This is a genomic window from Paenibacillus qinlingensis, assembly GCF_013204845.1.
In the GTDB taxonomy this organism is placed as follows: Bacteria; Bacillota; Bacilli; order Paenibacillales; family NBRC-103111; genus Paenibacillus_E; species Paenibacillus_E qinlingensis.
Window position 1 is genome coordinate 102,512 of the sequence record NZ_JABMKY010000020.1, and the last position, 21,253, is coordinate 123,764.

The 21,253-nt window shown below is 40.4% G+C and carries 20 protein-coding genes; 17 read left to right on the forward strand and 3 right to left on the reverse strand.

Features of this window, described 5'->3' with window-relative positions:
- Positions 1–116 precede the first annotated feature (116 nt).
- From HQN88_RS27815 to HQN88_RS27870, 13 genes are all read left to right on the forward strand, one after another.
- Positions 117–1,802: an extracellular solute-binding protein gene (locus tag HQN88_RS27815; protein ID WP_173118641.1), complete on the forward strand. Its 1,686-nt coding sequence runs from the start codon at positions 117–119 to the stop codon at positions 1,800–1,802.
- Between the two features lie 273 nt (positions 1,803–2,075).
- The gene (locus HQN88_RS27820; protein ID WP_173118644.1) at positions 2,076–5,603 is read left to right on the forward strand and encodes a carbohydrate-binding domain-containing protein; all 3,528 of its coding nucleotides are present in this window, start codon (positions 2,076–2,078) and stop codon (positions 5,601–5,603) included.
- Positions 5,569–5,700, forward strand: a complete 132-nt coding sequence (locus HQN88_RS38185) for a hypothetical protein (protein ID WP_274319515.1) — start codon at positions 5,569–5,571, stop codon at positions 5,698–5,700. Before HQN88_RS27820 ends, HQN88_RS38185 begins: the two co-directional genes overlap by 35 nt.
- A 266-nt stretch (positions 5,701–5,966) precedes the next feature.
- Positions 5,967–6,914, forward strand: a complete 948-nt coding sequence (locus HQN88_RS27825) for an alpha/beta hydrolase (RefSeq protein WP_173118646.1) — start codon at positions 5,967–5,969, stop codon at positions 6,912–6,914.
- A gap of 754 nt (positions 6,915–7,668) precedes the next feature.
- A complete protein-coding gene (locus HQN88_RS27830) occupies positions 7,669–8,109 on the forward strand; it encodes a VOC family protein (RefSeq protein ID WP_173118648.1) in 441 nt (146 codons plus the stop codon).
- A 235-nt stretch (positions 8,110–8,344) separates the two neighbouring features.
- Positions 8,345–9,289 carry an N-acetyl-gamma-glutamyl-phosphate reductase gene (gene argC / locus HQN88_RS27835; protein ID WP_173118650.1) on the forward strand — a complete coding sequence of 315 codons (945 nt, stop codon included), beginning with the start codon at positions 8,345–8,347 and terminating at the stop codon, positions 9,287–9,289.
- Between the two features lie 32 nt (positions 9,290–9,321).
- The gene (locus tag HQN88_RS27840) at positions 9,322–9,729 is read left to right on the forward strand and encodes a GNAT family N-acetyltransferase (protein ID WP_173118652.1); all 408 of its coding nucleotides are present in this window, start codon (positions 9,322–9,324) and stop codon (positions 9,727–9,729) included.
- A gap of 554 nt (positions 9,730–10,283) precedes the next feature.
- Entirely contained in the window at positions 10,284–10,670 is a 387-nt protein-coding gene (locus tag HQN88_RS27845; protein WP_173118654.1) for a hypothetical protein, read from the forward strand.
- 58 nt (positions 10,671–10,728) lie between these two features.
- A complete protein-coding gene (locus tag HQN88_RS27850) occupies positions 10,729–11,163 on the forward strand; it encodes an oxidoreductase (RefSeq protein ID WP_337995192.1) in 435 nt (144 codons plus the stop codon).
- Between the two features lie 130 nt (positions 11,164–11,293).
- A complete protein-coding gene (locus tag HQN88_RS27855; protein ID WP_173118658.1) occupies positions 11,294–11,767 on the forward strand; it encodes an NUDIX domain-containing protein in 474 nt (157 codons plus the stop codon).
- 232 nt (positions 11,768–11,999) lie between these two features.
- Positions 12,000–13,112, forward strand: coding sequence for an alpha/beta hydrolase (locus tag HQN88_RS27860; protein WP_173118660.1), 1,113 nt, complete (start codon positions 12,000–12,002; stop codon positions 13,110–13,112).
- 128 nt (positions 13,113–13,240) lie between these two features.
- On the forward strand, positions 13,241–13,711 hold the full coding sequence (locus HQN88_RS27865; RefSeq protein ID WP_173118662.1) for a pentapeptide repeat-containing protein: 471 nt from the start codon (positions 13,241–13,243) through the stop codon (positions 13,709–13,711).
- A gap of 149 nt (positions 13,712–13,860) precedes the next feature.
- Positions 13,861–14,172 carry a hypothetical protein gene (locus tag HQN88_RS27870; RefSeq protein ID WP_173118664.1) on the forward strand — a complete coding sequence of 104 codons (312 nt, stop codon included), beginning with the start codon at positions 13,861–13,863 and terminating at the stop codon, positions 14,170–14,172.
- Between the two features lie 212 nt (positions 14,173–14,384).
- On the opposite strand, the gene HQN88_RS27875 is transcribed toward HQN88_RS27870, so the two are convergent.
- Positions 14,385–15,563 carry a DUF4272 domain-containing protein gene (locus tag HQN88_RS27875; protein ID WP_173118666.1) on the reverse strand — a complete coding sequence of 393 codons (1,179 nt, stop codon included), beginning with the start codon at positions 15,561–15,563 and terminating at the stop codon, positions 14,385–14,387.
- Positions 15,564–15,829: 266 nt separating this feature from the next.
- Here HQN88_RS27875 and HQN88_RS27880 point away from each other — a divergent pair, with 266 nt between their 5' ends.
- Both HQN88_RS27880 and HQN88_RS27885 read left to right on the forward strand, forming a co-directional pair.
- On the forward strand, positions 15,830–16,498 hold the full coding sequence (locus HQN88_RS27880; RefSeq protein WP_173118668.1) for a CPBP family intramembrane glutamic endopeptidase: 669 nt from the start codon (positions 15,830–15,832) through the stop codon (positions 16,496–16,498).
- 219 nt (positions 16,499–16,717) lie between these two features.
- Entirely contained in the window at positions 16,718–17,290 is a 573-nt protein-coding gene (locus tag HQN88_RS27885; protein WP_173118670.1) for an SF0329 family protein, read from the forward strand.
- A 68-nt stretch (positions 17,291–17,358) separates the two neighbouring features.
- On the opposite strand, the gene HQN88_RS27890 is transcribed toward HQN88_RS27885, so the two are convergent.
- The gene (locus tag HQN88_RS27890; RefSeq protein ID WP_173118518.1) at positions 17,359–17,805 is read right to left on the reverse strand and encodes a hypothetical protein; all 447 of its coding nucleotides are present in this window, start codon (positions 17,803–17,805) and stop codon (positions 17,359–17,361) included.
- Between HQN88_RS27890 and HQN88_RS27895 the strand changes: the two genes are divergently transcribed.
- Positions 17,796–18,182 carry a ribosomal maturation YjgA family protein gene (locus tag HQN88_RS27895; protein WP_420794177.1) on the forward strand — a complete coding sequence of 129 codons (387 nt, stop codon included), beginning with the start codon at positions 17,796–17,798 and terminating at the stop codon, positions 18,180–18,182. The genes HQN88_RS27890 and HQN88_RS27895 overlap by 10 nt on opposite strands.
- Positions 18,183–18,220: 38 nt before the next feature.
- Here HQN88_RS27895 and HQN88_RS27900 read toward each other — a convergent pair whose 3' ends face one another.
- Complete coding sequence (locus HQN88_RS27900) at positions 18,221–18,805, reverse strand: TetR/AcrR family transcriptional regulator (protein ID WP_173118674.1); 585 nt, start codon at positions 18,803–18,805, stop codon at positions 18,221–18,223.
- Positions 18,806–19,359: 554 nt separating this feature from the next.
- On the opposite strand from HQN88_RS27900, the gene poxB reads away from it, so the two are divergent.
- Complete coding sequence (poxB, locus tag HQN88_RS27905) at positions 19,360–21,081, forward strand: ubiquinone-dependent pyruvate dehydrogenase (RefSeq protein ID WP_173118676.1); 1,722 nt, start codon at positions 19,360–19,362, stop codon at positions 21,079–21,081.
- Positions 21,082–21,253: the final 172 nt, after the last annotated feature.

The following is a 21,253-nucleotide window of genomic DNA, read 5'->3' on the forward strand; positions in this document are numbered from 1 at the left end:
AAAGCGATAAGGAGGTGGTGCTACTAAGAAGAATCTGGTACCCAAAGATCCGATAAGGTAAGCTTAAATCAACTAATAACGAATAAGAAATTTCATTCAAAAGGGGTTTATCAAACATGAGAAAATGGATTGCGACATCACTAACGATGGCATTATCGATTTCAATGGTTCTCACGGCATGCAGTACGAAATCTACCGTAGAGCCGAGTTCCTCTGCTAATTCAACAACTCCATCTGCATCAACCCCAACTGCATCAACAGCGCCAGCTAAGAAAGGGGATATATCCGTATCGGTTTATGACCGTGGAAATATTCCTGCAGCAGAAGGCACATTAGAAGATAATCGTTGGACAAAATTCATAAACGAGAATGGCCCTGCGAATGTCAAATATGTGCCAATTCCGCGCAACGATTCGGCACAAAAATTCAATGTACTGTTTGCATCGAGTTCGGCGCCTGACATTATTAACGAGTTTGATCCGAATATACTGAACCCGCTCATCGATCAGAAGCAGCTTATGCCGCTAAACGACCTGATCGACAAGTACAGTGTTGAATATAAGAAGATTCTTCAGGATTATCCCGCATTGAAGAAAGTAGGGACCAGTCCTGACGGGAAAATGTACAAAATTGGTCGGGTGCTGGAGTCATTTCCAAGTTATGCGGTCTTCGTCCGTGAAGATTGGTTAAAAAAATTAAATCTCGACGTACCGAAAACGACCGAGGATCTGTATAAAGTAGCCAAAGCGTTTGCGGAGCAAGACCCTGACGGTAACGGAAAGAAGGACACATACGGTATGGCATTGAGTTATCGTTCGGAGTTTGCGATCGATATGATGTTCGGAAACCCTGTGGAGCAATACGGTCTTGTGAACGATCAACCGACCCGTGCATTTGAGAATGCGAAATTGGCGACAGAGTTCAAAAAACGTTTGTTCGATGAGGGACTAATCGATAAAGACTTTGTGAATGACAAAAATGGGGCTAAAGCCAAACAAGACTTTCTGAATGGCAAGTTGGGCATTTTTCCAACTTTTGTAGGCAGTTGGTTTGATTCGACAGTAACGGATATACAAACCTTGAAGAAGGCAGTGCCAGATGCCAGTGTGATCCCTATCGCACTGCCAAAAAGTCCAGTTGGCGAATTTATTCCGGATGTACAAAGTCCAGTGCAAATGACAACTGCGATTAATGCAAAGACGAAAGATCCGGTTGCAGCGATCAAATATATCGACTTTATGAATCGTGTCTCAACGGGTACCAGCATCCTTTTCGGATTGGAAGGTACGCATTATAAGAAGGATGCAAACGGATGTCCGAAAATCATCGATCCGAATAAAACGAAAGCAGAAATTAGCTGGGCGGGCGACTATGCGCAATCCTATTCCCGTTTGCTGCTAGGCAAGTGTTCGTTCTTCCAAAATCAATTCAATCCTGACATTCCAGAACAAAAAGCAGGACTGGATATGTTCAACAAAGCCGAGTCCTTATATCTCGATTCGACTAAAAAATATCGTTTCATCACTATGCAAGAGCTGATACCATCTTTCCCAAAAGATATGCAAACGTCATTTAACACTGTCAAAAAGCAAATTACCGATACGTGGTTGAAATCAGTCCTGAGCGGGGATAAATACTCGGTTGAACAAGCCTACAAGGACGTTCAGACTTCTTGGGATAAAGTGGGCGGCAAACAAATGGATGATTTCATAATCGATTGGTATAAAACCAATAAGGACAGCAGTTTCATGATGAAAGATTTATGGGAGACCGTTGCCAAACAAGAACAAATGAAGAAATAAGCAAGGTTCATTTCATAGAGAATGGGGGCCGTCATACGATCTGCGGTCCTCAACCTTTACTTTATCCTTATATGAATAAGTGGAGGTGAATTATGGGGGAGGTTTAGGAAGTTTGTTTGTGGTTTGGCGTTATTACTTATTATCCTGAGTGCAGCACGTGCCGCGGTTATACAGTAATTGCCGGTCTCCAATCCAGGATTGAACCGCGTTTGATCAATGTATGCCATAGTAATGAGTAACTTACGTTATCAAATCGAAGGGGTTGAATATTACATGTCTACTGTTTTAAGAAAACATGTTAAAAGATGTGCCTTCTTGTTTCTGAGTGCCTCCATATTAATCGGCATGTTTGCGACCGTGCAGCCGGCCTATGCGGCTACAACTACTGCAGATGTTACTGTAAACGCTAACATTATCGGAAATAAAGTTTCGCAGCTTCTGGTTGGCGGGTTTACTGAGGATCTAAATCTGTCAGTGGATGGGGGGCTTTATGCAGAAAAGGTCTTTAACCGCTCCTTCGAGTTTGGCTCTCTGGACAAGGCTCCCTATAATACGCCTTTAACCGGATGGACGCAGGTTAACCGAGGCAGCGGAGCAGGAACCATTACAGTGGAAAACAGTAGTCCGCTTAACACGGTAAATACCCATTATTTGCATGTAAATGTTACTGCAGCGGGAACTGGAGTCGGAATCTCCAATGCAGGCTGGTTTGGAATGAGCGTTAAAGCAAGCACCACGTATAACTACTCTTTCTTCGCCAAGAAAGGATCTGATTTCAATTCTTCCTTAACGCTAGCTATTGAAGGTGCAAACGGCACAGTTTATGGGAGTAATACGATCAGCTCACTGACGGGGGATTGGGTGAAATACACAGGCAGCCTTACGTCGAGTACGAACGATGCCAATGCTAAGTTGGTTTTAACGGCCAATGGCACAGGAAATGTGTATCTGGATTTTATATCTCTTTTCCCTGATCAAACCTACAAGAATCGTCCGAATGGCGCGAGGATCGATATGGGCGAAGCATATGAGGATTTACATCTGAAATTCATACGTTTCCCGGGCGGCTGTATTATTCATAGTTCTGCCTATCAATACAACTGGAAGGATCAATTGGGACCTGTCGAAACACGAAAGGAATATCCCAACATGTGGGTTACTCAGGACCCCAGGGAACATATAACAAACGGTTTTGGCATGTTCGAGTGGCTTCAGTTTATCGAAGACCTAGGCACGGTTGCCGTTCCGGTACTACCGGTGGGAGTCACACATATCAGCTCTGCACTTGACCCCAATTCTGCCGCATTGAACCAGCTTGTACAGGATACGCTGGACTTTGTAGAGTTCGCCAACGGTAGTGCTACTTCAACTTGGGGAGCGAAACGTGCGGCCATGGGTCATCCCGCACCATTTAATATCGAGTACTTGGGATTGGGAAATGAGGAGTATGACACTCCGAATGCAAGAGCGGATATTACAAAAGTATATAATGCGGTTCATCAAGCCTATCCGTCACTTAAGCTAATTGTAACGTCAGGGGACTCTCATTCCTTGTATGATTTCAGCGCTCAATTAGGCGCTTACGAAACCGATGCACATTATTATTTTACCCGTGGCAGCCTTGGTTGGATTGATTTTATTTATAGCTATAATCGTGAATATCCAAAGGTCATGATTGGCGAATATGGCTCTAATTCAAGAGATGCAACTATCAATGATGCGCTGGATATGGCCAAAGACAAAACGGTATTCGAGAAAAATGGCGATATTCTGGATATGTCCGCGTTTACGCATCTGAGAAGAGTAATCGATTTTGATAATGCCAATGTATTCAAAAGCAACTATCATCACGTAGACAAGATGTGGGCGGAAAACTTGGCGGATTATAATGTGAACTTCAGGCAATCAGGTGACACGAATCTTATGGTAGTTGCAGGCAAGGACGATGAAACCGGTGATGTGATCCTGAAGCTTATCAATAACAGCGCGAATACGATTAATTCGAACATCACGTTGAACGGCATGACGAACATCTCATCATCCGCTGATGTTACCTACTTGAAGCCCAAAGTGGAGGGCAACAAGGATGCCAAGGACGATAATTACAGGAATGATGGACTAGGCCAGAGCACGGATCTGAATGAAGTGGACTTTGGGACAACGACGGCAAGTATAATCGGTAATCTCCTCAATTATTCCCTGGTGCCTTATTCCTTCTCAGTCGTTAGAGTTCACGGTAATATTTCTACTAGCGATGCTTCAACGATATATGAGGTTGAAAACCTGAATGGTGGCGCAACGATAAGCAATAGCCGGGCGCTCACGGCCGAATATCAATATCTGACGGGCATGAATGCCAGCAATAGCAATTGGAGTAAAGCCGATTTAAAAGCAGCAGGCGAATATGTCCAATATAATAATTTTAATGTTGCCGAAGCAGGCACCTATAACGTTAAGATTGGCTACAAAACCGGTACCACTCGTGCCATCTTGCAAATGGCAATTGACGGAATAAATCAGGGATCATCATTTGATCAGTATGGGACCGGAGGAAACTTTGCAGATTTAGATATGGGTACGGTGACCTTAAGCGCCGGCAAGCACCCTGTCCGATTTACCGCGACAGGCAAAAATGCATCTTCTACGGATTACGGTGGAGCGATAGACTATATCTTGTTGACGCCAATCAATAGTGGTCCTGCTAACTTTAATAACATGCCCACAGGAGGAGCGCCATTAGGATGGAACACAAACACAAGTGTAGGCACGGTAACGGTACAAAACATTCCAAGCTCAGCTGATAAGAGCGTATTACTAAATAAAACAGGTACCACAACCGGCTCCATGACGTCCTTGTCCAAGGCGTTTGCTCCGCTAAGCGGCACAGTGGTGGTTGAAGCGAAAGTCAGAAGAGAAAGTACCTCTAATCTGTGGTGTTTGCCTTATGTATACAGCAGTAATGGCACGATTGCCGAATCGATACAATTTGATAATGGCAATATCAAGGCATACTACAACGGAGGCTGGCAGACCGTACAGTCATTTACGGCAGGGACTTGGTATACTTTGAAATTAGTCATAAATACGGACACAGATAAATTTGATTTGTTTATTAACGGTGTCCAGAAGGTGACTCAAGGGACGCTTAGAAACGCTGTTTCGGACATTGCCAAAATTGAGTTCTATGCAGCGGATTTCAACACGGGAACGACGTATGTGGATGTTGAGAGTGAGCCGTATTCTACTTCCGGTAACTTTAATAGCATGCCCACAGGAGGAGCACCTTTAGGTTGGAACGTAAACACAAGCGTAGGTACGGTAACCGTACAGGACGTTCCAAGCTCATCTGACAAGAGTGTAATGCTAAATAAAATAGGTACCGCGACGGGCTCTAAAACATCCTTGTCCAAGGAGTTTGCCCCGCTGGCTGGCGAAGTGGTGGTTGAAGCGAAAGTCAGAAGAGAAAGCACCTCAAATCTGTGGTGTATGCCTTATGTGTATAGTAGTGATGGAACCACATTGGCCGAAACCATACAATTTGATAATGGCAATATCAAAGCGTACAACAACGGGGGCTGGCAAACCATACAGACATTTACAGCTGGCACATGGTATGATCTGAAATTAGTCATATATACGGGCACAGATAAATTTGATTTGTATATTAACGGAGTCCAGAAGGTGACTCAAGGGACACTTAGAAACGCTGTTTCGGACATTGGCAAAATAGAGTTCTATGCAGCGGATTTTAACGCAGGCTCGACATATGTGGATATTGAAAGAGAGCCATATTCAAATTAAAGAAGACGAGTTTGATCCGAATTTACTGAACCCGCTCATCGATCTGAAGCAGCTTATGCCGCTAAACGACCTGATCGACAAGTACAGTGGTTCTTAATGGATTTTAATTTAACTGAGAAGGCAGTCGGTCTGAGGATCGGGTGTCTTTTCTTTTACGCAAAATAAGCTAACAGGGGAAGCGGATATAAATTAGCGGATCTTGGAACTGAGACAATTCGTGAATACGGAGGCAACTTGGTTCACTGCACATTATTGCGGTTAAAAGGAAAGGAGAGGCCGCTTGCTGTCAATTGATCCAGGCGCGAGCAACTTCAGCAATTGCAAATTAATTAGAGTGGATCATTTCAAAAGGAGATGTTATTCATGGCTAAAGAACTTAAAGTTGTATTGGAAGCAGCCGCACTTAAATTTGCGCAAGATACGGATAAACCACCCTATCTATTTGATCTGAGTCCGGAAAAGGGACGCGAAACCGTCGATGACGTTCAATCCGGAGATATTAAGAAACTTGAAGTCGATATGCAAGACTTAGTGATCGAAGGAGGCCCGAGCGGTCATGTACCTATCAGGCTAATACGCCCGACAAATGTAACTGCAAAGCTGCCGATCATTCTTTACATTCACGGCGCCGGCTGGGTTTTTGGCAACGCGCATACACATGACCGTCTCATCCGTGAGTTGGCGGTCGGAACGGACGCGTGCGTTGTATTCCCGAAATACAGTCTTTCACCAGAAGCTAAGTATCCGAAGGCTCTCGAAGAAATTTACGCTGTTCTGCAATGGATTGCCTATAATGGTAAAGATAACGGGTTCGATACGGACCGCCTCTATATAGCTGGGGACAGCGTAGGAGGAAACATGTCTGCGGCTATTACGTTGATGGCGAAAGATCGGGGAGGTCCAAGGATTCATAAACAACTGCTCTTCTATCCCGTAACGGATTCTAGCTTGGATACGGAATCTTATAAGGAATTCGCAACCGGTTACTTCCTTCGGCAAGACGGGATGGCATGGTTTTGGGAACAGTACGTGGCGAAACCGAGCGATAAAGAAGAAATCTATGCTGCTCCGCTGCGAGCGACCATAGAGCAATTGACAGGGTTACCGCAAGCATTGATTATTACGGCTGAAGCCGATGTCCTGCGCGATGAAGGCGAAGCTTATGCCAATAAACTTCGCGAAGCAGGTGTTCACGTTACGGCTGTTCGCTTTCAAGGCATTATTCACGATTTCGTAATGCTTAACGATTTGGCGAACACCGCTGCGGCAAGAGGCGCGATTGCGCTGGCAAATTCGTGGCTGAAAGCATGATCAGAATGGTTTGGAGATTTTCCTGACGTTCGAATTTAAGTAAGGATTCTAGCGAATAGATTTAATATAAAGCAGTAATGCATAGGTTATATAAACTTATGGATTGCTGCTTTTTGTATTGGCAGTGTTCGGACTAAAAAACAAGTGCAGTTTCTGAGATACTTACTTGACGGCAGCTGGTGAAAATTAACTGTTGCTGTTGTCTGTTAAAATAACGTGCAGGATAACGTGAAGAAGAAATTGAACTAAAATAGTATGAGAAATGGTAGTCTCTTTGCTAAGTTCTGAAATGAGATTTACTGTGAGGTAATTAGTAAGAATAATAAATCGAGGGTGAAAAATGAACAAGAAAGAATCTATAATTTATTTAATAGTAGCTTCATTTATATTCGGCGGAGCCATCATTCTATTCAATAGCATTTTTTGGACTTTATTTTTTCTATTATTTATAAGTTTTATATTAACACTCAAGATCTCAGATGAAAAAAGAAGTTTCGGGAAACAAATGTTTAGTGCTTGTATAGGTGTTTTCTTTTTTGGATGGATCGCAGTTTTAGTTATATTGCTGATTAAAATATTTTTAAGATACTTATATTACTTATTACCTTAACGGTGAACTTTAGTTGAATATGCAAAAGTAGAGATGCCAGACCTCAAAAAGGAGCGGGGGCTTTTCCCCAACCAAAGGGTTGTTTAGTTTCAATGGAAAGGGATAAGTCAAAAGAGAATAATAAACCAATATGCGGAGGTTATTATGAAACTACGAGTTACGGTGATTACACTTGGTGTAGATGATGTAGAGAAATCATTGCAATTCTATCGGGATGGATTGGGGTTATCGACAGAAGGAATCATCGGAAAAGAATTCGAACATGGTTCAGTTGCCTTTTTTGAGCTACAACCGGGATTGAGGCTTGCAATTTGGAATCGCAAAGATATTGCTCATGATACAAAGCTTATTCAGACTTCACCGAGCCCAACAGAGTTTACCCTTGGACACAATGTAGGGAGTAAAGAGGAAGTTGATAAAGTAATGGAAGAGGCGAAGAATGCTGGCGCTACAATAACTGTACCGGCACATGATACTTTTTGGGGCGGTTATTCTGGCTATTTCCAAGACCCTGATGGTCATTTATGGGAGGTAGTCTGGAATCCACAGTGGGAAATCACAGAAAATACCATTTTGAAATCATAGAAATTCCAACATATGCAGAAATAAAATTATCCTACGAACAAGATTACAAGCCTTTCATATAGACAAGATGGTTAAATTAACGAAAGAATGAGAACCCAATGCAGACTAAAAGGCAACTGACTAAAATCGGTTGTCTTTTCTAGCTTATGGGCAGTATACTTCAACAATAATTATTGAATAATTATACAATAAAATGTATAATTATGCTGACATTTAAATGATATGGGGTGTAAAAGTGACATATAAAATATTTGTAGATGGCCAAGAAGGTACAACTGGTTTAAAAATAAATGATTACTTATCTAAGATTTCTAACATAGAAGTAATCAAAATTGAGTCGGAAAATCGAAAAGATTACGAAGCCCGTAGGGCATTAATAAATGAAGCTGATGTCGTATTTCTTTGTCTTCCAGATTCTGCTTCAAAGGATGCCATATCTATGATAAGTAATAATAGGACCAAAATTATTGATGCAAGTACCGCGTTTAGGACTAACCAGAACTGGACATACGGATTACCAGAATTGCATAAAACTCAAAGAAATATAATTCGAAATTCATCTAGGGTATCTGTCCCAGGATGCCACGCAACAGGATTTATTTTAGCTATACAACCTTTGGTAGCTGAAGGAATTATACCAAGGGATTACCCAATGTCTTGTTATGCGCTTACAGGATATAGTGGTGGAGGTAGGAAACTTATATCTGAATATCAGAACTCAAACAGAGAACAGCTTTTTGCACCAAGACAATATGCACTTAACCTTAACCATAAGCATCTTCCAGAAATGCAACTATATTCTGGGTTAAACTCAGAACCACTTTTTACTCCGATTGTCGGAAATTATTATCAGGGTGATGCAGTTAGTATTCCTCTCTTTCCTAGAATGTTTGAAAAAAATGTGACGGCAAGTGATATCCAACAACTGCTAGCCTCTTATTATAAAGATGAACGTTTTGTTCGAGTTGCCCCCTTCGATTCGGAGGCATATCTTGAAGATGGTTTCTTTAATCTTATGCAATGCAATAACACTAATTATTTGGATATATTTGTTTTTGGTCATAAAGACCAGATATTACTTATTTCAAGATTTGATAATTTAGGAAAAGGTGCCTCAGGGGCAGCTATTCAAAATATGAACATTATGCTCGGATTAGACGAATGTACAGGACTAGAGTAAGAGAAATAGAAAAATGAACTGGGTGTGAAAACTTGAGTATTTCTTGTCGTTCAGATATTCCTAGTAAAGCCGATTATTTCAACTTATTTCAGACAACTGGCTGGAATGCAAATGGAGCTTGGAATGCCGACATACTTTATGAAGCAATAAAGAATAGTTGGTATATCGTAACTCTTTACGATAATGAGAAGCTTGTAGCATCTGGTCGCCTAGTTTCCGATGGATATATTCAATGTTTTATCTGTGAGATGATTGTTTCACCTGAGTATCAGAATAGAGGAATCGGCAAAAGAATTATGAACGAACTTTTGGACCATTGTAAAAACAATGGTATTAGATGGGTGCAATTAGCTTGTGCAAAAGGTAAAAAAGAGTTTTATGAAAAATTTGGATTTCAATCTAGAGCATCTGATGCTCCTGGAATGAATTTATTTCTATGAGCTAACGGAAAACGAGTTGAATAAACCTTAATTGACTGCCGAGTGCTGGCTAATGTGTTAACGGGTAGTAGAACGTGACAACCCTTCCCCCACAATGGGAGGATTCTTAGGTGGCTTTGGAGTATTATTAGTCCTAACATTAAATAATCTCTAAACGAACTTGTTTCTACATGCTCACTTTAGAAGAAAATTGTTTGCTAAGTTACATAAAAGAGCTTTTTGGCGATAGATACAATCTTTACAAAGTAAGTTCAACATAAAACGGCTGCCCTGCGGCAGTTCGTCATTGCACTATCTGAAAAGAAAATGTAAGTATTGACGAAATACAGTACAATGGTTATTATTACCATAATATTATGAGGTGGGGTAATTACATGTATAATTTGATTTTGAAACAATTTCATCATCATGACAGGCGTTAACACATTCCTAGAGATTAGGGATGGGTTAACGCTCTTTGCGCTTCCCATCCTGCGATATACAACGCGCAGGACCCATTGGGGTCTAGCGCGTTTTTTTGTTTACGAACCACGTAATTTTAGGGGGAGAGATTTTTGTACAGTAGATTTCATGGTAATTATTCTAGTCCTAAAACTAAACAACCTTATGGCATCTTTGTCGTTATTTATCACTTATTTCGTGATGATAAGCTTTCGGAAAGTGATAGCAAGCTTTACCTAGACACCAAAGAATGGTTCGAGCAGAATTTGCCCAATCCGTCATTCTACGATGATAACAATTCAGTGAATGCAGTAACATGGTTTAAGGATGGTAATAAGACCCCAGAGATGATAGTCTACTTGGAGTCCTTCATTAATATTGCTAAGAAATATAACGTCGAAATCATTGAGTCCATTTCCAAAGAGCTTCCTGGCGTACTTATTTATGAAGATGAATATCAAGTTGGAATTGTTCCTCGTTGTGCTAACGAGAGACTATAGCTGAGCAGAAAAATGGACGGCTAACGATATTGAAATATAGGGAGTAACTATGAAGAGAATGAATACCTTAGAAACAAAGCCCTCATGTCGCACTGATTTTGAGACGATCAAGGAGGGCGAGAAAAACATAAGATTTGCTGATCTGATCATAGATGGTAAATCGCTTTATAAAATGCTGATAAGCTATGATAAGGTTCCTTCTCTAGGCTGGATGAGTAATGACTATCAGAGAGATATGATTGATTATTTTTTACTGAGAAAACCACACGAAACAATGTGGTACAGATATCCTTTAATGGTTTGCTCGTGGTGTGGAGATGAAGGTTGCGGAATTATCTCTGTAAAAATCGATAGGGAGAATAATGTTGTTACTTGGAAGGACTTTTTCCTTGAGCCTGAGATGAAAAAAATTAATATCGATCCTTTTTATTTTGAGTGGGATCATTATAAAAAAATAATTAATAGCACCTTTGGAACTGCTGGCATTCAATAGTACGGTACGCTAAACTATCGGAAAACTCTAGTTCAACAAAAAAATGAGAAGGCTGCCGATGATTATTGTTCGGTACAAGGTCTAGCGCGTTTTTTGTTTCAGGACAAATAGAAAACGGAGGTATTCAGAAATGGCAATCATAACAGATGCAAAAGGAAATGTATTCTTAGAATTCTTTGAATTCAATGAGGATCAACTCAGTGCTGCCGAACTCGATGCCCCATTAACACATGCATTAATTGTAGCGGAATACCAAGGGAAGTACCTATTCATGCATAATAAATGGAGAAACAGTTGGGAATTGCCTGGAGGTATTATTGAAGATGGAGAAACTGCTAAGCAATGCGTAATTAGGGAATTATTTGAGGAAACCAATCAAAAAATCGATGAAGTTTACTTCAAAGGTTTAATGAAATTTAGACTTCAACCAAGTTACCATGGCCCTGAAAGAACAGAGTATGGAGCTTTGTTTTCGGGTCAATTAAGTCAACTTGATGATTTTGTTGAGAATGATGAAGCTAGGTGTATTATTTTATGGGACGGTACATCGGATATTGGAAAGATTAGCGAGATAGACAAGAAACTGATTGAGTTCCGGCATTAAGCGGCAGCCTCGTTAAAGTTACGGGTAGAGGAGTTTAGACGAAAAACGTTACTTCTATAGTTTAATAAATGAAAGGGAGGTTCAATTGAATCTACCTTTTTTTTGTTATATTTCATAAAAAAATCAGGTCAATAATTTTAAAGAAAAGGTAAAATTAGTTCGTTGAATTTCCAAAATATAGAATATAAAATGAATATGATAACAATTATAAGATGAGAATGGAGGTTTAAATTTGAAAATTAGCAAGAGAGCATTTTATATGATTACTATTCTTTCTGCTTTTTTGGGTGTTCTGGGAATAACAGTTTTATTTATCTCATACAAAGTTACTTCTTGGGTTAAGAATATAGAGCAAATAAAGCTAGGGTATCTAGATATATTCAACGAACATACAATAACAATAAATATTTTCGCTATATGTTCCATTACTCTATGTATATTTACAACTTTTATTTTATTGAGAATAATTCGAAGTAATACAAGAAAATTAATAGCAGTATTCTCTTTAATTTCTTCTATATTAATTGGCACCTATTTAATCCTTTGTCTCTTTTTTTATCAAAATCTGGACGAACTTATTGAAATGAATCATCTTATTTACCAACCTAAAAAGATTGATCAATCTACTGCTGAAAAGATTAGGATACTTTATAGTGATGCTGAAGAGATTAAAATCAACACAACTGACAATATAAACTTGTACGGATGGCTTATTAAAAAATCGAGTGTTAAAGAAGCCCCGCTACTTATATACTTTGGCGGTTCTGGGGAAGAAGTATCGGATATGCTATCGATTGCTGAGGGTTTAGATGGATGGTCTGTAGCTCTGATTAATTATAGATCGTATGGACTGAGTGAAGGAAAACCAAGTATGATTAGTTTATACAATGACGCTAATTCAATTTATGATTATTTTTCAAAAAGAAGTGATATTGATAATAAGAAAATCGTCTCGATGGGATATAGTTTAGGAACGGGAATCGCTGTGAACTTATCAAGTGAACGCTCGACAGTAGGCACAATCCTAGTTTCTCCGTATGATAATTATTCTAAGTTAAAGGGTAAAACAATATCAAACGCTTTACAGCTACATAATATGTTTCCGCTTTCATATTTTATTGGAGAATCTTATAATTCCATAAAAAAGGCTTCTTCCATTAAAACTCCTTTACTATGCTTAGCGGGGGACTTAGATAAAAATATACCTATAGAATATTCTAATAACCTTGTAGCTAAATGGGGAGGAGAGAAGACAATGAAGACAATTCATCGTGGTGATCACTCTTTCATATTCATGAGCGGGGCTGCATGGAATGAAATAAAGAACTTCCTTAAGATAGTATAACTTAATGTGCATGGCATTGATTAGTTAGAAATAGTTCGGTCAATGTAATTCATTTAAAGAACAGCGTGTTATGCTTTAGTTGGAGAGTCGAACAATTGGTCTAATACTAGTATTGGAGGTTTATGAAGATGGAATTAAAGGTTGAACGTCTAGATTTCGAAATGGCTGATATTTCTGGGTCGAGGTTTCAAAAGATTAAAGCTGAGGAATTATATTTTGACAATGTGAATATGACAAAGACACAAATCAATAATGCAAATATGAAAGGCATGGTCTTAAATGATGTGAATATGTCTGATTTTAGAATTTCAGATGCAAATCTCTCTGGCACTGAGATTAAAAATGCTAATTTTAGTCATGCTGTTATTGAACATGTTCATTTATTTGGCACTGAATTCCGTAATGTTGTTCTCCCTATGGAGGGGGATGGTAATTACAATCCAGCTGGCGATTACAAGCCAATTAGTTTTGTGAATTGTGATTTATCTAATATGCAACTAACAAACTGTAATTTAGCCAATCTTGATATTCGTGATTGTGATATTTCAGGATTGAAGATTAACGGGGTATTAATTGAAGAATTAATAAAGAATAAGTAATACTTGAGCAATTATTTCAGGGTTGGATGGTTTAGTATGTATGGTCAAGTGTTACCTTACCCACTGACAGCAGAACTTTGTTAGGGTGAACGTCTATTCCATAATCTAAATCTATTGTTAAAGCTTTAGGAACACTAGGAGTACACCACATGAAGAAGTCAATGTTTATTTTCTTTATAGCAATGATACCGAGTATTGCAACCATGTTTTTATTAGTTGAATTCTTCCCTTATACAGGTCTTGGAAGAATAGTGAGCATTCCTGCAACGTTATTTCTTAATATTACTTTTTTTATATTATTTTTACATTTTACACGTAATTTAATATCAGTGCGATTCAAATGTTTATTTTGGATTGCAGCCATATTATTCAGCGTACTATTGGCGGTTGTCTTACATCCACAGGAATACTTGCCGAGCGTTTTAAGGCAGCTTTGGGAACTAATGTTTTTTAATAAGTAATCCATCGAATTATTTCAATAAGCAATTCAGAACGTTAGTGCGACTTTGCCATAAGGACAATTTTTATTAAGTTTCACAAAAGTAAGGATGCAAGGGCAGCTTAATAATCAAGCTAGACGCGGCCTTCCGCACAAGGTCGGCAGTAGCGTTGTGGAGAATAGTCGTTAAAACAGAAAGTACCGACTGTGCGGTCCTTTCTGTACCTATAGTGCCTATGTATCCATTGGGATATGGTCCCACTCCTCATTTCCGCAGCCGACTATCCAGAACAATCCCCTGCGTCTCTCCATCACAATGCTCTCATTCATTCCGGAGGCATCTTCCTGTCCTTGAATACGACTGTTGACGCACGCCCAGTGAAGACGGTAGATTTTGTCTGCCTCATCCAGAATTTCCTCCCGAGTGCGCATGGAGGTCTGCCGATAAAAATCATCGAAAGATTCGCATCGTGAGACGAGCTCAATCGCAAGTTCGCAATTGCAGGTACGATCGGGGAATTCAAGAGTATCCACCAGCCGCAGCGCCCAGATCAGTGGCCAATAAGCTTCATACTGCCATGCAATATTAATGGCCTCTTGTGGCGTCGGCTTCACTGCTTCCAACAGACTGCGTTCATTCCTGGTCAGCTGGTTTTCTACGCCGAACTTGCGAAGCATGTTAGTCACAAAATTCTTTGACACAGCTAGATCACCTCCTTGGGCGATATCGCAAGCGTACTGGATTACAATTAGAAGGGAAACGGCCCTCTCTGCAATCTCTTCTTGAGACTTCCACAGGCATTCCGTTACGGGCGGAAGCTGTGGCAGTGTGTCCAGATGTAGAATACCACGCTGCCTGATATAATCAAGAGACGCTAACTTTCTTCGTTCACCTTCCTCGGATGACGTCATCCCCGTCCCTAAGACTTTGCTAGTGCAGGCTCGTGGGTGGAAGTCAGCCGTACCCGATGTCCCGTCTGCATGTACAATTACTTGTCCGTCATAATCAAGTAGCGTTCCGTCCTGCAGAAAACCTATCCCTTCGGTTTTGGAGAGAAGTTCCATGCACAGTCGCATCTGCTCTTCGCCAAGTTCTTTCTCCGCTTCCAACGAAATCAGCGTATTGAAAACGGAGATTTGTGTTAGGACCAGACCTTTCCGTTTATCGTCGTCAAAAGGTATGCGATTGTAAAAACCTATCATACCGGGTATATTTGTTTCGAAATAAGCCGGATTCGTTATCTCGTTGGATACCCGAATCGTCGTCTTCCTCTTGTTGAACAACGATCTAGTTTTAACAACATAGTCATTTCCCTTTTTTTCAATTCGATGGCCGTTGTCATACAGATCAGTGATTATAATACTGATATCCTTAATATCATTCCTGGATGCGAAGATAGTAAAATATTTCAAATTCCAACCTCCTTTGGGTTAACATAATCAGACTACTAATTTTTCTAAGCAGATGTCAAATTTATGTAAAGGATACAATTTAGTGGATACTAATATTTAAGTTTTGTTTAATAGATTTAATATAATGCCTTGTATCTACATATTTAATATTAATATTGCATGTGTTAGAATTGGGGGAAAAGTGCGAGGATTTATAAGGGGAACCCCACGACTAACTGTAAGATAAATACTAATTAGTCAATCATTTCTTATTCAAGGAGTACACAGTGAGATCTGAAGTCAAAATTCGCACACTTGCATTATTTTTAGTTTTTTTTATTTCAATATTCCCACTTGTAGTAAACTCATTATATCTTTTTATAACAGATAAGGTTCCAGAGAATAGCTCTGATTTGCAATTTATTACTAGTCTTTTCTGGGAAATAGTTTTGTTGGGAGTACTTTATTTAGTTTTGAAAAAACAGGGGAGAGATTACAAAGATATAGGTTTTGAATTTCAGAAAACTGATATTCTACATGGAATCCTTCTCTTTTTAGGCATCTATATTACATATATAATTGCTCTTACAATCTCTCCGAATTTTGGTCAGACGCCAAAGAATATTGATTTTTTAAAAACAAATATTTCAATTTTCTACATACTATTTATCATTATTAATCCATTTTTTGAAGAACTAATTGTTAGAGCATATATCATAACTGAATCAAAGTATCTGCTTAAAAATGAAGAAATTTCAGTGTTAATAAGCACAGTGATACAAACATCATATCATCTATATCAGGGATTAATCCCTGCGTTGTATGCAGGAATAATGTTCTTTGTTTTTTCAATATATTTTGTGAAGAGTAGGCGGATTGTCCCTGTTATTTTAGTACACTTATTTTTTGACTTCATAGCAATGTTAGAGTTAGGTAATCATGGTCCGAATTCATAAATTATACTGGGGGATTTAAGCCATGACTTATGAAACCGTTCTGGAGACAAGAGAGTAAGTTTTCCATATAATGGATAAATTTTATGGCTCAACTTTATTTCGTAAGTAAATTGTAGAGGGTTAAGGTTGCCTTTTGATCGTTGTGTTAGTTATTGTATGATGGGTAATAGAACGAATGCCTCAATGGGGTTTTTATAATATCAAACATAGGAGAATGAAATGGCCTGGAGCAAATTGAAACAACAGCTAGAGAGTTTTCTCAGTCCTGCGCTACATGGAAGGGTCGAATATCTTTCAACCAGCTATCGCTATTTACCAGATAAAGCAGGACTTTGTTATATTGCGGTAGATAAAAAGAACGTACTCAATATGAGTAATACCTTAATCCGATGGTATCAGACGGAGTTGGAAATTAAGAATGATTCAGATATTCAGATTCCTATCAACAATGAAGAAATTGAAGCGGTCAGAAAAGATACCAAAGGGAGTGTTCCGGAGGATCGTTTAAAAGTAATAGCAAGAAGCAGAAAAATAGCGGAATATGCGAAGGAGCTTTTGTCAGCGCAGTCATCATTAAGCAAATCAAATTTTACCGCTATAGCTAACAAGTTTTTATCCATTTCTATTGAGGAAAGCATAGAGAGCAATGATATCTTATTGAATATTCTAGCTTTGGTTGACAGACGAGTCGGAAAAAAGCGGATTTTAAACATGACCGAGAAGATGAAGCTAAAGCATCCGATTGTACAATATTTTTTTGAACTACGGCTTTGTACATTTGAAAATAAATAACGTATTGACCTACCAGAAAACGAAAAAAGACGCTGATACAGCGCCTTTTTTCATTTTTAGATAGGGATTTATAATTTCGACAAGAGGATAGAAAGAAGTATTCCTAAAATTGAAATCCATACGAAAACTGATTTAAATATACTTTTAAAAATCGAGTCTTGACTTTTCAAATCATTGCCATGGTTTTCATGGATGGCTAAATCGATATTTCCAGTCGCATTAGAAGAACCTTTAGAGCCTACACCTTTAAAAAGTAAGGTTAATATAAGCAGAATTATAGAACCCATAAAAAGATAATCAGAGAGTTGTTGCATTTTATTAACCACCGCCTTATTAACAATATTAGCACATTTTAACATTTGTGTTAAGGGATTTGTTTCTTTCTGCCGCAGTGCAGCCCTATTGCGCTTAGGGAAGAATAGCTTAGTGTTAACAAGAGGAAATTGATTGGTGTATGATTGTATTTCAGAGTCGGATAAAAATCTTTTGGATTGGAAGGGAATTTGTGAGAACAAGAGGGAAGTATCTACTAGCCGTATTGGTATGCATCATGCTTGGGATCGGTTCGAGGATGAATACCCTTGCGCTGCCCGATTTTGTGGTGAATCATTTCGGTGATGCTCTTTGGGCGGCTATGATTTATTTCGGCGTTCGTGCACTACTCAACCGAATGTTATCTATGAGAGCCCTGGCGCTTAGTCTTGGGTTCTGTTTTGTAATTGAATGCAGCCAATTGTACCAAGCAGAATGGATAATCAACTTACGAAACACTTTATTTGGCGGGCTAATACTCGGAAAAGGATTCTTATATGCAGATTTGCTCCGATATCTTGTTGGCGCTATAGCGGCTTATGCAGTGGATTGTTTGTTAAAAGAGACAGAACAGCTTTGAGGGCCTAGTGATCTGCACGAGAATGACCTTATCTTTTATCATTTCTTCTCAACAAATCGCAACAACCAATCCACTTGGGGAGTCACATAACCTTTACCCAAAACCATCACACCGGAAAGGACTGTAAGGTAGCTTGCTATCAGTTCCTCCGCTTCCCCATCCGCGACTTCCCCTCGTTGTTGTCCTTCTTCAAATAATGGCAGCAAAAGTTTGACGTAGACATCTACCGGGTATTGTTGAATCAGCTGACTGACTTCTTCAGGAACTTCTTCAAAATTCCTCGCCCGATGGAGTAGCATAAAATACGGAGCTCCATTCTCATCGAGCATGCCTTGCGTTAGGATTTTGATTTTTTCGATTGGAGATACCGTCAATTGGCTCAAACTGTCCATTTCCTTCATCGATGTTTCAATCGCTTCCCGGACTAGGGAGGTGAACAATTCTTCTTTTGTTTTAAAATAATGGTAGAACAGCCCATGGCTCACGCCAGCTTCAGCGGTTATCATGCTGATTTTCGTACCAGGAAGGCCGCGTTGGGCAAAAATTCTAACTGCAGCCAACGTAATCTGCTGTTTGCGTTCTTCATAAATTTTTTTAAGTTGGTCTTCTTTTAAACGAGGCATGTATTCAATCTCCTTCGGGAATTATGAAAAAAGTTGGTGAGTAGTTTCGCTATCTGATCAGGACCACCATCATTTTCTGGACCAAAATGGTCCAGTTTGTTCACGGTTTCCAATGTCGATCGGGTAATTGTTCGGTTTAATTTAGTCATCATATCTTTCGTAGAATCCGAACTCTTGCCCCCTTGAATCAACAATACATCTGCTTGGGTACTGCTGTAATTCTGATAAGAAGAAGAGAGCCGCTGCACTTCACGGTGTTCAATTAAATTTTGCGGAAGTAATTGTGCACGCCAGGTTCATACAATGCTACCTTGGTGATAGAAGTGTCCACGCTAGCCAGTTCCAGCGAGGTGTCGCAGCAGCTTATTCTTTATTCAAGTAACGGAGTAGAGAGCGTTAAGTAAATGGAGGGTGGTGGAACTCTCATCTCCCCTTAGCCCGTTACTGAGGAGCTATTTGTGCTGGCATCTTTTCTAAGGCTTAAATCGTTGTGAAATCAAGAATAGGGTGCACGTATTATGGCAAAATAACAAAAACGATAAGGAGAGATTCCCTTGAAAAGAACGATAGCAGATTCCATTGTGGAATCCCTTCTGAACGCTGGCGTGAAGCGAATTTACGGTATTATCGGCGATTCGCTTAATGCCTTGATCGATGCAATACGTCGTTCTGGAAAAATAGAATGGATCCATGTCCGCCATGAAGAAGTTGCAGCTTTCGCGGCTGGCGCGGATGCCGGCCTCAGCGGAGCAATCGCCGTATGTGCAGGTAGCAGCGGACCAGGAAATTTACATCTCATTAACGGATTGTACGATTGCCATCGAAACCGGGTGCCCGTACTTGCGATTGCCGCTCATATTCCAAGCAGTGAAATTGGCAGCGGTTTTTTTCAAGAGACCCGTCCGGACATGCTGTTTCAGGAATGCAGCTTCTTTTGTGAAGTCGTAACCGGTCCTAAGCAAATACCTCGAGCAGTTACGATGGCGATGCAAACCGCTACGGCAAGGTCGGGCGTGTCAGTCTTAGTTCTTCCAGGTGATGTAGCCGCTTTCGACTATGATGAAAGCCCGGTTCCAGAACGCGTCATTCATCCCACTAGACCAATTGTCTGTCCTTCAACGGACGAATTGAAGACGCTTGCTGACTACCTAGATAAAGGCAAGAGGATCACCTTGCTGTGCGGTGCTGGCTGTGCAGGAGCTCACGCTTCGCTCATGAAGTTGTGCGAGAAACTGCAATCCCCGATGGTCATAGCATTGCGAGGAAAAGAATATCTGGAATACGACAACCCGTATTCCGTCGGATTAACTGGCCTCATCGGATCTTCTTCGGGGTACCACGCCATGATGGAATGCGATGTCTTACTCATGCTGGGGACCGATTTTCCATATCGGCAATTTTATCCGCAAGAAGCGACCATCCTTCAAGTTGATTTGGATGCATCCCGACTTGGCCGGCGAACGACGCTCGCATACGGGGTGTGCGGAGATGTGAAGACGACGGTCGAAATGCTGTTACCCTTGTTAAAGGAATCGCACTCTTCAGATCATCTGCAGCACTTTGCTGCTCATTATGCGAAAGTTCGTGAGGAAATGGACCGTCTTGCTGCTCCCGGCCGAGCGCCCATTCATCCGCAATTCCTCATGAAAGTAATCAGCGATCTCGCAGATGAGGATGCCGTTGTGACTTGCGATGTTGGGACGCCGACTGTTTGGGCTGCTCGATATTTGAGCATGAATGGAAAAAGAAGGCTTCTTGGCTCGTTTAATCACGGGACAATGGCGAATGCCATGCCCCAGGCGATCGGGGCGCAGGTTGCGCAGCCGGGACGCCAGGTTATATCGCTGTCGGGAGACGGTGGACTCACCATGCTGCTCGGAGATCTATTGACTCTTCGTCAGCATAAGCTCCCGATTAAGATTGTTGTCTTTAATAATGGTGCGCTTGCATTCGTGGAACTGGAAATGAAAGCAGCCGGCTTTTTAGAATTCGGAACGGAACTCGACAATCCTAATTTTGCAGCCCTAGCTCAAGCCATGGGAATCGAAGGTATTCGGGTCGAGGATCCGAAGGACTTGGAGAGCGCCGTTCGCCGAGCGTTCGAACACAACGGTCCGGTAGTGCTGGATGTCGTTGTCAATCGTCAAGAGCTGGCTATGCCGCCGAAGATCAACTTCGAGCAGGCTCGTGGATTTACAATGTGGATGCTGAAAGCCGTTTTGAACGGGCAGGGCAACGAAATCATCGAGCTGGCGAAAACCAATCTCCTTCGGTGATAGAAAGGGTATATTGAAGTAAAGCTCAATAAACATTTAGAGAAGGCTGCGGAGAGCAATATTCCGCAGCCTTCTCAGCTATTTGAACTCGAAAACGTATTAGAAAAGGATAAGTTAAAAATAGCTAGAATAGTTTTATAAAAATAATAGATTAGGTAAGGTGGCATTCAAT

Excerpts from the sequence above, each read along its gene's own strand:
- HQN88_RS27815 (WP_173118641.1), top strand. The coding sequence starts at position 117 with ATGAGAAAATGGATTGCGACATCACTAACGATGGCATTATCGATTTCA.
- HQN88_RS27820 (WP_173118644.1), top strand. The coding sequence starts at position 2,076 with ATGTCTACTGTTTTAAGAAAACATGTTAAAAGATGTGCCTTCTTGTTT.
- HQN88_RS38185 (WP_274319515.1), top strand. The coding sequence starts at position 5,569 with ATGTGGATATTGAAAGAGAGCCATATTCAAATTAAAGAAGACGAGTTT.
- HQN88_RS27825 (WP_173118646.1), top strand. The coding sequence starts at position 5,967 with ATGGCTAAAGAACTTAAAGTTGTATTGGAAGCAGCCGCACTTAAATTT.
- HQN88_RS27830 (WP_173118648.1), top strand. The coding sequence starts at position 7,669 with ATGAAACTACGAGTTACGGTGATTACACTTGGTGTAGATGATGTAGAG.
- HQN88_RS27850 (WP_337995192.1), top strand. The coding sequence starts at position 10,729 with ATGAATACCTTAGAAACAAAGCCCTCATGTCGCACTGATTTTGAGACG.
- HQN88_RS27855 (WP_173118658.1), top strand. The coding sequence starts at position 11,294 with ATGGCAATCATAACAGATGCAAAAGGAAATGTATTCTTAGAATTCTTT.
- HQN88_RS27865 (WP_173118662.1), top strand. The coding sequence starts at position 13,241 with ATGGAATTAAAGGTTGAACGTCTAGATTTCGAAATGGCTGATATTTCT.
- HQN88_RS27870 (WP_173118664.1), top strand. The coding sequence starts at position 13,861 with ATGAAGAAGTCAATGTTTATTTTCTTTATAGCAATGATACCGAGTATT.
- HQN88_RS27885 (WP_173118670.1), top strand. The coding sequence starts at position 16,718 with ATGGCCTGGAGCAAATTGAAACAACAGCTAGAGAGTTTTCTCAGTCCT.
- HQN88_RS27900 (WP_173118674.1), bottom strand. The coding sequence starts at position 18,805 with ATGCCTCGTTTAAAAGAAGACCAACTTAAAAAAATTTATGAAGAACGC.